At 32.5% G+C, this 12,496-nt stretch carries 9 protein-coding genes; 6 read left to right on the forward strand and 3 right to left on the reverse strand.

Annotated elements, in window-relative coordinates; genetic code table 11:
- Nucleotides 1–82: 82 nt before the first annotated feature.
- A complete protein-coding gene (locus C6H25_RS06325) occupies nt 83–766 on the reverse strand; it encodes an MqnA/MqnD/SBP family protein (protein ID WP_104748600.1) in 684 nt (227 codons plus the stop codon).
- Between the two features lie 128 nt (nt 767–894).
- Between C6H25_RS06325 and acnB the strand changes: the two genes are divergently transcribed.
- Nucleotides 895–3,456 (forward strand): bifunctional aconitate hydratase 2/2-methylisocitrate dehydratase, encoded by a 2,562-nt coding sequence (gene acnB, locus C6H25_RS06330; protein ID WP_104748601.1) that lies wholly within the window; start codon nt 895–897, stop codon nt 3,454–3,456.
- A gap of 76 nt (nt 3,457–3,532) precedes the next feature.
- Here the strand turns inward: acnB and flhB are convergent, their stop codons facing one another.
- Both flhB and mobA read right to left on the reverse strand, forming a co-directional pair.
- Entirely contained in the window at nt 3,533–4,609 is a 1,077-nt protein-coding gene (flhB, locus tag C6H25_RS06335; protein ID WP_104748602.1) for a flagellar biosynthesis protein FlhB, read from the reverse strand.
- A complete protein-coding gene (gene mobA, locus C6H25_RS06340; RefSeq protein ID WP_104748603.1) occupies nt 4,602–5,207 on the reverse strand; it encodes a molybdenum cofactor guanylyltransferase MobA in 606 nt (201 codons plus the stop codon). Before mobA ends, flhB begins: the two co-directional genes overlap by 8 nt.
- A gap of 95 nt (nt 5,208–5,302) precedes the next feature.
- Between mobA and moaA the strand changes: the two genes are divergently transcribed.
- The 5 genes from moaA (at nt 5,303) to C6H25_RS06360 (ending at nt 12,487) form a co-directional block, all read left to right on the forward strand.
- Nucleotides 5,303–6,268: a GTP 3',8-cyclase MoaA gene (gene moaA, locus C6H25_RS06345; protein ID WP_104748604.1), complete on the forward strand. Its 966-nt coding sequence runs from the start codon at nt 5,303–5,305 to the stop codon at nt 6,266–6,268.
- Between the two features lie 14 nt (nt 6,269–6,282).
- Nucleotides 6,283–9,876, forward strand: coding sequence for a hypothetical protein (locus tag C6H25_RS06350; protein WP_104748605.1), 3,594 nt, complete (start codon nt 6,283–6,285; stop codon nt 9,874–9,876).
- A 151-nt stretch (nt 9,877–10,027) separates the two neighbouring features.
- Complete coding sequence (locus C6H25_RS08625; protein WP_158653895.1) at nt 10,028–10,171, forward strand: hypothetical protein; 144 nt, start codon at nt 10,028–10,030, stop codon at nt 10,169–10,171.
- Between the two features lie 539 nt (nt 10,172–10,710).
- Nucleotides 10,711–11,508 (forward strand): hypothetical protein, encoded by a 798-nt coding sequence (locus tag C6H25_RS06355; protein ID WP_158653896.1) that lies wholly within the window; start codon nt 10,711–10,713, stop codon nt 11,506–11,508.
- On the forward strand, nt 11,492–12,487 hold the full coding sequence (locus tag C6H25_RS06360) for a hypothetical protein (RefSeq protein WP_104748607.1): 996 nt from the start codon (nt 11,492–11,494) through the stop codon (nt 12,485–12,487). The genes C6H25_RS06355 and C6H25_RS06360 overlap by 17 nt, the downstream gene beginning before the upstream one ends.
- Nucleotides 12,488–12,496 lie beyond the last annotated feature (9 nt).

Genomic DNA, 12,496 nt, shown 5'->3' on the forward strand with positions numbered 1-12,496 from the left:
ATTTGTGGGGGTTTTAGGGGGATTGATTAAGGATGTAGCTGATAAGGTGTTTTATAGATATTTTGTAATTCTTTAGGGTGTGTCAAAAACGCTTGGGTTTTTGAATGCGCTTGAATAATAGTTCACGATAGAATACTTTAAGGGCTAATCGCTCTTTTTTGCCTAAAGTGTAGTAAATTCTTTGTAAATAGTTTAGAATTTCTTGGCGTTTTAATTTAGTCTTTAAACTCGCTTCATTAAGAATATAGTAAGGGATTTTAACTTTTTTATGTTTAAAAGCTAAAGACAATCGCTTATAAAAATCTTTATTTTTATGATAACACAAACGCCCAAAAACAAAGGGCAAGCGTTTTTCTTCATACCACTTAGACGCTAAATCTATAAAATCTTTTTTGTCATTAGCATAATAAAATTGCAACGCTTTATCACCGATAAGCACTTCGCCTTTTAATCCTAGCACTTTAGATAAGGCGTTTGAAGAGGCAGACTCTTTATCAAAGGCATTTTCTTTAGCTAAAAGTAACACGCTCATCACTTCCTTATGAGCGATGATGCCTAGAGAGTGAGAATTGAGAGCGAATTTAAAACCAGCAATAGAAGAAATAAAGCCTGCATCAATACGCTTAAATAAAAAGCTTGTGTTGAGTTTAGAAGGGTAAGTTTTTTTAAGGCGTAAAAATTGTTTGAAAAAACAAGGGGTAGGATAGGATTTGATAAACACATCAAAAGGGAGCATGTTCAAATAATCAATTTTGCCAAAACGCACCAAATTTCCTTTTTTATCTCTTATAGTAGCTAAAGTTTCTTATAACTTAACTAAAAGTAAAAATAGTTTTGTTATCATGCCTTAGTTTGTAGCATATTATTGTGGTGTTACCAAAAATAGGAGAAGTAATGAAAGATTTTTTGGAAAAATATAGACAGGCAGTCTTAGAGAGAGAAAAAGAGGGTATTCCAGCATTACCCTTAAATGCAAAGCAAGTAGAAAGTGTTGTGCAGATTTTAATGTCTAGCGATGATGAAGAGGCATCTTTTGCTAAGGACTTGCTTATTCACAGAGTAAGTCCAGGTGTAGATGAAGGGGCAAAAGTTAAGGCGGAGTTTTTAGCTCAATTATCTCAAAAAAAATTAGAATGTCCGCACCTTAGTGCTTTAGAGGCAACCACTCTTTTAGGCACAATGCTTGGGGGTTATAATGTAGAGCCTTTAATTGTAGGCTTAGAAAGTCAAGATGAAAACATTGCTAAAGAGAGCGCAAAAGCTCTAAAATCCACCCTTTTAGTTTATGGAGCGTTTGATAAAATCGCTGATTTGAGTAAGACCAATGTTTTAGCTAAGGAAGTGCTAGAGTCTTGGGCGAATGCGGAGTGGTTTTTGAATAAAGAGCCTTTAGGTGAATGTATTGAGGCGTGCGTGTTTAAAATTGATGGTGAAACCAATACTGATGATTTAAGCCCTGCTAGTGATGCTTTTACACGAAGCGATATTCCTTTGCATGCAAAAGCGATGTTGAAAAATAGGATTGAAAATTATGAAAAGCGTATAGAGGCGATTAAGACTAAAGGCGTTCCTGTAGCGTATGTGGGTGATGTGGTTGGCACAGGAAGCTCTAGGAAAAGCGCGACTAATTCTATCATGTGGCATTTTGGTAAAGACATTCCTTTTGTGCCTAATAAAAAAAGTGGAGGGCTAGTGATAGGGGGCGTAATCGCTCCGATTTTCTTTGCGACTTGTGAAGATAGTGGGGCATTACCCATTATTGCTGATGTTAAAGAAATGAAAGAGGGCGATATTATCAAAATCTATCCTTATAAGGGCGAAATCACGCTTGATGATAAGGTAATTAGCACCTTTAAATTAGAGCCTGAAACTTTATTAGATGAAGTGAGAGCTGGGGGGCGTATTCCTTTAATTATCGGTAGGGGCTTAACCAATAAAGCACGCAAGTTCTTGGGACTAGGCGAATCTGAAGTGTTTAAAAAACCAGCCACTCCAAAAAGTAATGCTAAAGGCTATACCTTGGCACAAAAAATTGTGGGTCGTGCTTGTGGAGTAGAGGGGGTATTACCCGGAACTTATTGTGAGCCAAAGGTTACTACTGTGGGTAGTCAAGACACCACAGGAGCAATGACAAGAGATGAGATTAAAGAATTAGCGAGTTTAAAATTTGATGCACCTTTTGTGTTACAGAGCTTTTGTCATACCGCCGCTTATCCAAAGCCTAGCGATGTGAGTTTGCATGCGACTTTACCTGATTTTATCACTCAAAGAGGGGGCGTAGCCTTACATCCGGGCGATGGCGTGATTCATACATGGTTGAACCGCATGGGATTACCTGATACTTTAGGCACAGGGGGAGATAGCCACACTCGCTTTCCTTTAGGCATTAGTTTTCCTGCAGGGAGCGGTCTAGTTGCTTTTGCGGCTGTTACAGGCACTATGCCATTAAATATGCCAGAATCAGTTTTAGTGCGTTTTAAGGGCGAGAGAAGACCTGAAATTACCTTAAGAGACTTGGTTAATGCGATTCCTTACTATGCGATTAAGCAAGGGTTACTCACGGTTGAGAAAAAGGGTAAAATCAATATCTTTAATGGGCGTATCTTAGAGATTGAAGGTTTGCCAGACATAAAAATGGAGCAAGCTTTTGAATTAAGCGATGCGAGTGCAGAAAGAAGTGCCGCAGCTTGTGTGGTGCGTCTGAATAAAGAGCCTATGATTGAATACTTACAATCTAATATTAAGCTCATTGAAGAAATGATTGCAAGCGATTATGAAGACAAAGAGACTTTGAGAAAGCGTAAGGACGCTATGCAAGCTTGGATAGCTAATCCGGTGTTATTAGAGCCAGATAGTGATGCAAAATACGCTGCTATCATTGAAATTGATATGGCTGAAATTACAGAGCCTATTTTAGCTTGTCCTAATGACCCTGATGATGTAGCCACTTTGAGTGAGATTTTAGCTGATACAACCGGTAAAAGACCGCACAAAATTGATGAAGTGTTTATTGGCTCTTGTATGACTAATATTGGGCATTTTAGAGCCTTTGGCGAAATTGTTAAAAACGCTCCGGCTAGTCAAGCACGCCTTTGGGTAGTGCCACCGACTAAAATGGATGAAAAAGAGCTTATTAATGAAGGTTACTATGCGATTTTTGGAGCTGCAGGGGCAAGGACTGAAGTTCCTGGCTGTAGTTTGTGTATGGGCAATCAAGCAAGAGTAAGAGATAATGCGGTAGTCTTTTCTACTTCCACACGAAATTTTGATAATCGTATGGGTAAGGGGGCTAGAGTGTATTTAGGTAGTGCGGAGCTTGGGGCTGTGTGTGCCTTACTAGGAAAAATCCCTACCAAAGAAGAATACGCTAATTTAGTGAATGAAAAACTAGAGAATCAAAAAGATAAAGTTTATCGCTATATGAACTTTAACCTAATGGAGAATTTTAAGCTCTAGTTTGGTTTTGATAGGAGGGGGCTAAAAAGGAGAGCTTGCTTTCCTTTTTCATAAGAAAAACATTTGTGCTTATATTTTAAAAAGATTTAAAAATCCTTTGTTTTTTGCGCTCTTCTTCTAGCTTAGCCACTTGAGCAAAGACAATCGCTACCGCCTCAAACAATTCTTCTGGTATCGTAGCATTTAATTTCACATCTTTATAAAGCTCTCTAGCAAGCTTTTTATTTTCTATAATTTCTATGCCATGCTCTCTAGCAATACCTTTAATTCTAATAGCTAAATGGTCAGTCCCCTTAGCCACTACTATAGGCACGGGGTGTTCTTCATTAAATTTTAGAGCAATGGCATAGTGGGTGGGGTTAGTTACAACGACATTGGCTTTAGGAATTTCTTGCATCATTTTATTAGCGGCATTTTTCATCATCATTTGCTTGATTTTGGCTTTGATTTCTGGGTTTCCTTCTTGCTGTTTGTATTCGTCCTTAACTTCTTGCTTAGTCATTTTTAAAGAGTTAGTGTATTGGCGGCGTTTGATGATTAAATCTATAAAAGCCATGATAAAAAATAAAAATAAAAGCGAAGCAATGAGTAGTAACGCCTTGTTTTTAAACCATAATAATTGACTTTTCAAACCTAAAAGGGCTGTATGGTTTAGCTCCCCTAAAAATAAGGAAAAAATAAAAAATCCTAGAAAAAAAGCTAAAAAAACTTTTAAAGTAATCAAACTTCCATCAAGGAGTTTTTTAAAAGAAAAAAGGTTTTTAACGCCATTAATGGGATTGATTTTAGAAAATTTGGGTTGAATGGCTTTGGGGGCAAAGAGCAAGCCAAATTGCAAAACATTAGCTAAAAACGCCACAATAACTAAGATAATTAAAATAGGCAGGAGCAATAAAAAAGCGTCTTTGGCAAGCTGATAAAAAAGCTTGTAAGCCTCTTCTTTATTAAAATCTAAAGAAAAATCTTTTAAGATTTGGCGATACATTTCGCTAAAGCTATCTACCCACCACATAAAGAATATAAAAATGCTTAATAGTCCTACTAATAATCCTAAAAACCCCACCACTTCCATGCTCTTAGGCACATTGCCTTCTTCTCTGGCTTTTTGGATTTTTTTCGCACTAGGGAGTTCAGTTTTTTCTTCTTCAGCCATGATTTCTCTCTTTTAGGATTTTTAAGGCTAGTTCATAGTCTTTTAGGGTGTTGAGATTTAAAAATTCTTCTTCATTATCAAAATCTATAGCGATTGAATGGGTATTCTTTATAAGAGTGCTAAGGCGATAATTTTTATTTTTAATAGCGTTAGCAAGAATATCAAGGGAATTGATATGCCACAAAGAGATTAAATAATGCTCTTTATTAGGGCTTTTAGCATATGCCACGCTAAAGTTTTGGATTTCACAAAGAGCGTTAATGCTCTCAAAGGATACTAAAGGCGTGTCTATAGTGATGAAAAAAATATAGGTGGTTTGCAATGTTAAAAAAGCGTTATGAATGCCAAAAAGGGGTGAAAAAATTCCATTCTCTGTTTCTAAAAGATAAGGGGTGTTTAGTTTGAAAGGCTTTTTAACGCTAATAAATACTTCTTTAAAATGCGTTAAAAGGCGTGTGTATTGATATTCTAAAAGGCTAGAATAAGATTCAAAAGGCATAAGAGCCTTATTTGTTTGGGTGTTATTCACAATAAAACGAGAGCTTTTACCCCCAGCAAGTAGAACACAAGGAATATTACTAATAAAAGGTAGTTTCAAATACTTTATCCATTTTTAAAGCTTGATTAAGTTATTGTTTATTATGTTACACTAAAAGCTTAAATATAAGAATATGGGGGAATTAAAGGGAGTGAATGTTAGTAGATAGTTTTGATAGGGTTATTGACTACATTAGAGTTTCTGTAACCAAGCAATGTAATTTTAGGTGTCAATATTGCATGCCAGATACGCCATTAGATTTTTTTGATGATGAAGAATTATTGCCTTTAGATAATGTTTTAGAATTTCTTAAAATTGCAATTGATGAAGGCATTAGAAAGATTAGAATTACCGGTGGAGAGCCACTATTACGCAAGGGCTTAGATGAATTTATCGCTCAATTACACGCCTATAACAAGGAAGTGGCATTAGTTTTAACGACTAATGGCTTTTTACTCAAAAAAATGGCTAAGGATTTAAAAAATGCCGGATTATCACGAGTGAATGTTTCGCTAGATTCTTTAAAAAGCGATAGGATTATTAAAATCTCTAAAAAAGACGCTCTTAAAAATGTGTTAGAAGGCATTGAAGAGTCCTTGAAAGTGGGTTTAAAACTCAAGCTTAATGCTGTGGCTATGAAAGGCGTTAATGATGATGAAATTTTAGAGCTTTTAGAGTATTCAAAAGATAGAAATATACAAATCCGCTACATTGAATTTATGGAAAATTCGCATGCTAAAAGCTTTGTTAAAGGCTTAAAAGAGCAAGAAATTTTAGATTTGATTAGTCAAAAATACAAAATTGTTGGTATGGAAAAAAACCCCATGGGACCTTCTAAAATCTACACGCTAGAAAATGGCTATCAATTTGGCATTATCGCTCCGCATGGCGATGATTTTTGCAAATCTTGTAATCGTATCCGCTTGGCTTCTGATGGCAAGATTTGTCCATGCCTATATTACCAAGACGCTGTAGATGTTAGAGATGCGATTAAAAATAAGGATAGAATAGGCATGAAAAAGCTTTTAAAACAATCTGTAATCAATAAACCTGAAAAAAACATGTGGAGTGATGAAAATAGTGAAACTTCTACAAGGGCGTTTTATTACACGGGGGGATAAGGGGTGTTAAAAATATGGAGCATAACATGGAATTAGAAACTCGTTTTTTACAACTTTGCAATTTTGAACCTTTAGGCGAAAACTCGCCTACAAAACTACTCTTAAACACACATTTTAGTGGCGATAAGCAAGGCGGATTAGTGATTTTAGTGGGGGAAAATAATGTGGGTAAGAGCAGAGTTTTGGAAGCTTTGAAAACCTTTAATGATGTGGATATTAAACTTTGCAATGAAAAAGATTATTTCAAACCCTATACACTCAAAGACACTATTTTAAGCCTGGAAGAAGAAACAAGTGTTGATAACAAAATTACAGATTTTTCTTGTGTGGATATTCGGTGTGAAAAAAATAATGAGAATTTAAAAAAAATAGCTTTTTGTCCTTTTAACAAACATGTAAAGGCATCAGAATTACAACTTAAGACAGATTATTACTCCCCATATAATATTAGTAGTGTGATTGATAGCAACTATTTAAACATTTGCACCTTTATAGGGTATTTTATAGACCTTATCGTTTCTTGCAATCAGCTAAAATCATTCATAGATTTTTACAAAGAAAAATTAAAATTAAGTGAGTTTGTTACCACACATGCTGGAGTAACCAATCATTTACTTTTTAAAGAATTAGTTAAAAATTTGAGTGGAGATAAAGAATTTACTAAAAATTTTTGTCGTTGTATAAGAGAGATTATAAAGTGTAATACTCCTAATAAAAAATGCGAAAGAAATAAGTTTTATCTATTTCAAGAATCCAAACAAAATAAGTTGCAAGAAATAAGTATGAAATTGCAAAAAATATTTGATAATCCAAAAAAGCATCCTAATGAAATCACAAGAGAACTCAAGAATATTATCAAAACTTTAAATATTGAAGTATTTGGGAATAATTTTGACAAACTATTTGGGAGCAAAATTTTAGAATTAAAAGATGATTATCAAAAAGAAAAGTGTGAAAAACTTATTGATAAAATTAAGCAAGCAATAGAAAATCAATACCCTATCAATAAAGATTTTACAAAACAATTCAATCAATTTAGAGGAAGCGTTTGTGATTTAAAAATAAAAGAGAGAGGTGAAAAATTTGAACAAACAAAAGCCAAATTTGAAAAAGATAAGGAAAATTTTCTCTTAGAAGTTGAATATTTTTTAAAACACAATGAACTATATTGTAGAAACATTGCAATAAGACATATTGAAGAATTTTTGAATCAATCGTATAAAATTACGCATAACACGCTCAAAGATTTTATTATTTCTTATATTGTGGATGATAAAAAAGAAAATTCTTATAATGAATTTTATTCTATGACCTTAGATTGTTTTAATGAAATTTGCAAAGAAATGATGCAAGACTTTCAAATTTCTAAACAAAAAGAGCGTATCAAAGAATTAGTAGATAAATTTTATGATAAAAATTTTAAAATAAGAGAAAATAACATATCTGAAAATTTGATGTATGATAATAAAGAAAGTGCTTATAATCAGTTTTGGTCTATGATTTGGGATTGTTTTAATGAAGTTTGTAGAGCAGCGATAGGTAAAGAATGCATTTTTACAACAACAGAAATTAAAGAGCCAAATTTTTTAAAAAAAATATTTTATTGTTTAAAAAATTCATTCAATAAAACACACGATGAAGAGCAAACTAAACTAAATGATAATAAAGAGAATCCTTTTAGTAGTATTACTCTTACATGGCAACAATACAAATATTTTAAAGAAAATGTTAAGAAATCTAAAAGTATTGTAGAAGTTGTTAAATGTTGCAAGGAATTTGATAAAACTTGGGGTTTAGAATTTGTGCGAGAAAAGAGCAAGCTTTTTATGCCTAGTGCTGAAAAATACTCTATAAAAGGCACTCCCACTCAGCAAGCTATCCAAAAAAATTATTTACCTCAAATCATCTATTGTGATAATTCTTTTGAATTGAGCGATAAAGATTTGTGTATAGAAATCATTCCAAATGAAGGAAGCACCCAACAACTCAATAGCTTTTTTCAAATTCTTTTTCATAATCCCCTTGGATATGCTTTTAATAAAGCTCATACAGCTATATATGATTTTATTTGTTTTAAATCGTATATAGAAAATGTGAATAAAGGTAATTATTTAGAACCATTTAACAAAAAATTCTATTTTGAAATTGAGATAAAGCAAGATTTGAGTGTTGAATTAAAAATTTTTCACGAAATTTACAAAGATGATTTTGTATTGTCAGTAATTTCTAAAAATAATAATATAACCTTAAAAAAATATATGGGTGTTCATAAAATTTTATATCTCAACAAAATTGAAAGTTTATCTAGCAAAGATAATCAAGAATATAAATTTCAAACAGAGATTATCACAAATGATAAAAGCAGTTTTAAAGTATCTTTTAAAATTTATGATTTAAATGGTATAGAATTTTTTGTTATAGAAACAGATATTTTACAAGCCTTGCAAAATTTTTTGCAACCACTCATAGATAAAAACTTAACGCATTGGTTTAATGAAATGTATGCCAAATCGGAGTATTCAAATAATAGATATGAATTTAAAATTAAACTAACACCAAAAGATAAACAATGTAGCTTAGAATTAGAAATTTATGACATTATGAAACAAAAATTAGAGCTTACTAAACAAAGCACAGGGTTTTTATGGTTTTTTAATTTTTTCTTCAATTTTGTTTATCGTTACAGATATTATACGCAAAATTGCAATAAGATACTTAGTGAAGGCGATATTATACTCATAGATGAACCAGCTACCAATCTAAGTGTGCCAGTTAGGCAAAATTTTAGAAATGAATTAAAAAAATTTGGTAAAGAAAGGGGTCTTACTTTTATTCTAGCTACCCATGACCCTTTTTTAGTGGATACTGACCATTTAGATGAAATAAGAATTGTAGAAAAAATGAAACAAGGCTCAGTAATTTATAATGAATTTAACTACTCTCTAAACAATGCAAGTAGAAACTCCGATGCCCTAGATAAAATCAAACGCTCTTTGGGGGTAGGCCAACATGTTTTTCATAACCCTATGGAGCATCAAATTATCTTTGTAGAGGGGATTACAGATTATTGTTATCTCACTGCTTTTAAAATATATTTTAATAAACTTGATGATAATGAGCTTGAAAAAGAATTAACAAATACCGAACCTAGCAATTTTAAAGAAAAGCTAAGAAACATTACTTTCTTGCCAATTTCTGGGCTTAAAGACAATCCGAAAGCTATGCAAGAAACCATCAAAGCACTTCAAAAATTAGATAGCAACCCCGTTGTCTTAATAGATGATGATAGAAAAAGTGGTGTTGACCCACAAAAAGCAAATAGTGAAAAATTTAAACAGGCTAATAAAGAGTTAGGGTATCCTATCAAAATTTTACAACTCTCACAATGCATATGTCCAAGATGTAATAAAAATTTCAAACAAATTGAAGACTTGTTTAGTGTGTGCGACAAAGAAAGATACGCCAAAAATAAGCGTATGGAATTAGCCATGGCTTTTAAAACCAAGCTCTTATATGGCGGACAAGATGTAGTAGGCAAGCAAACAGAAAGCAATTTTTTAAAACTATTTGAGTGGATTACATGGATTGTGAGCTTAATTAAAAACTAAATATAATAGGTTTAAATAGTTTTCATATTGCCATTTATTTCTTTAATAAAGATATTTTACTTGGTTTGCTTGTACATGTTAATACTTTAGCAGATACAAGACTTCATATTGGTAGTGTTTCTTAAGGATAGTTTGAGAGTTTTTCTCGAGTGTGGATAGTTCAAAAGAGAGTTTTAGAAGAGCTGTAGAATATCTTACAGAAAGTAATTTTGAAGTTTTTGGGGAATATAAAAAAGAAATAAAGATATTGTTAGACTTATCAATGGAGGTGGATAAGAATACTCAGTTATTATAAAAACTTAGCTTTCGGCAACAAGACTTAAGCGAGGGGTTACAATAACTTGAACGATTTTTGAAAAATCTAGGATATCCCTAATGTAGAAGGCATTAAATGAGGATTAAGATTTTTATAATTAGGAAGAAGATAAATAGCAAAGGATAGATATTGTGGAGTGTTAAATAGGATTTTATGGAGCAGAAAAAAGTTAGCAAAGCCCATCTAGAATTAAATGAGATTGTAACATATCTAAATAGTTATAGATTTGAAAAAAGTGGATTATTACTATAACTATCATAGGTGTTATTGTTGTAAAATTTAAGAGATATTTTGATGGCAAGAAAAATCTAAGCATGTCCAACAGTGAGTTTAAAAATCTTTTTTAAGAATAGCCATAGAGATTATTAAAGAGAAAAGAAAGTGTCAAAATCATTAAAAAGGATAATTAAGATTAAAACAATAAGTATTATCTTTAAAAAGCGGGTCCGTCAAAAATCATACCAAAATTATTAAAATAAGAGATTTATTCTATTTTGTGTAATAACATATAAGGAGACATGGTGTTCTTAAGGCAGTATCATTTCATTAGGATAGTTATAGCTACCACCACAATTATAGGGGGATTATTAGGTTTGTGGCGCTTGTCTTATCAAGCGACTTGTTTTTCATTAGTGTTTGTGCTGATTATTTTAGGCATCATTGCTTATAGCTATATTTCTTTAAAAATGCGTGAAAGAAAATGCTTTATTAAATGCTATTTGAATGATAATTCCTTTTTGGCAAAACTTCTGTCTTCTAAAATTATGGTTAGTTTAGTTTATTTTATTGTCTCAATAATGATGACTTTGTCTGTTATGTATAGCGTTTTAGAATATTCGTTTGTTTTATGGATTCTAGTGATTTTGCAAATTTTTATTTGTATGCTAGTGTTTCAATTTTTAAATAGAAGTTTAAGAAGAGTTGTCAAACAAGATTATTTAGCCCTTTTAAGTAGGGAATGGGGCATTAACATTTGCTCATGCATATTCTTTTTAATCTATTTTTATATTACCATTTATGGTTATGAGCCATCTTATCTGAGAGATAATCTTAATGAAACTTTAGAAGTAGCAACTAATTCTATTGGCTCAAGTTGTGAATATATAGACTATTTTTTAAGACTTAAAAGAGAGTTGGACGCTTTGTCTTGGTGGGGCATGAATTTAATAGATGCTAGGTTAGGCTCTTATAGGGTTTTGGGTTGGAGTATTTTTGTCGCTCTTAATATCCTTAGTAGTTTGGGAATTAATAGAGTGGTTATGCAAGTGATTTATTGGCTAGATAAGCGATGGAAAGCGAATGAAAACAAAGAGTAAAACATCAAAGTTTTGGCGTATTTTTTGGGGGACTATTATTGCCCTTTTTATTTTGTATATTGTGGCGAGAGTGGTGGCATTTTCTGGGGGTTCAACGCATAAAAAACCCCTTAGCGTGCAATACACTAAAAAAGTCTTAATGACTATTGGGGACAATCTAAGCGAAGCAGAAAAACGCCTCAATACCCTTTTAAATCAAAATATTAGCGAAATAGATAGCGTGATTGAAAAAAAGATTAACAAACTTTTTAAAAAGGCTGAAGAAAATATAGATAGTTTTTTGGATTTTCATTACTCTTTGAAAGGGGATTATACAGAGATTGGATTAAAATTAGGGGGTAAAGTGGGCTTGAAAGCTGAAAATGCCTTTGAAAAAATGCTCCAAGAAAAGATGTTTGGAAATGATTTTGACAATCAAAGTCAAGATACTTTTAATCAAATTTATCATTTTTTTCAAAACAGCACAAAAAGATATGTTAATACGCTTGGTGGCATAGCAACAAAGGGTTTAAATCATAATCTTAGCGAACAAATAATGCAAAGTATGGATTATGAAATCAATAAGCGTTTAGACTTTATGCTAACTCATACTATAGCGCTTTCTTCTATGATAGGTGTGGCTAAAATATCTAGCTTTGTTAGCACTAAATTGGCAAGCAAACTCGCATTAAAAGGGATAGCAAAAGTGGCTAGTAAGGGGGCGAGTGCCTTAACGGGAGCTAGTGTAGGATTAAGTTGTGGTGCGTTTGCTTGGATATGTGCACCCATAGGAGCTGTAGTGGCATGGTTTGCTACTGATAGTGTGGTGATTAAGGGTGATGAAATGTTAAATAGAGAAAGTTTTAAAAAAGATATTTTAAAGGCTCTCAATGAGCAAAAGCAAATCCTTATCAACCTAGCTAAAAATAACTATGAAAGCGCTTATGAAGATATTTCTAAACTATCCAAAAAAAGCATTTTAGAAAAGCATTTTAATTAAGGAGTTTTA

This window comes from Helicobacter cetorum (assembly GCF_900198405.1).
Taxonomy (GTDB): domain Bacteria; phylum Campylobacterota; class Campylobacteria; order Campylobacterales; family Helicobacteraceae; genus Helicobacter; species Helicobacter cetorum_C.

Excerpts from the sequence above, each read along its gene's own strand:
- flhB (WP_104748602.1), bottom strand. The coding sequence starts at position 4,609 with ATGGCTGAAGAAGAAAAAACTGAACTCCCTAGTGCGAAAAAAATCCAA.
- C6H25_RS06360 (WP_104748607.1), top strand. The coding sequence starts at position 11,492 with ATGAAAACAAAGAGTAAAACATCAAAGTTTTGGCGTATTTTTTGGGGG.
- moaA (WP_104748604.1), top strand. The coding sequence starts at position 5,303 with ATGTTAGTAGATAGTTTTGATAGGGTTATTGACTACATTAGAGTTTCT.
- C6H25_RS06350 (WP_104748605.1), top strand. The coding sequence starts at position 6,283 with ATGGAGCATAACATGGAATTAGAAACTCGTTTTTTACAACTTTGCAAT.
- acnB (WP_104748601.1), top strand. The coding sequence starts at position 895 with ATGAAAGATTTTTTGGAAAAATATAGACAGGCAGTCTTAGAGAGAGAA.
- C6H25_RS06355 (WP_158653896.1), top strand. The coding sequence starts at position 10,711 with ATGGTGTTCTTAAGGCAGTATCATTTCATTAGGATAGTTATAGCTACC.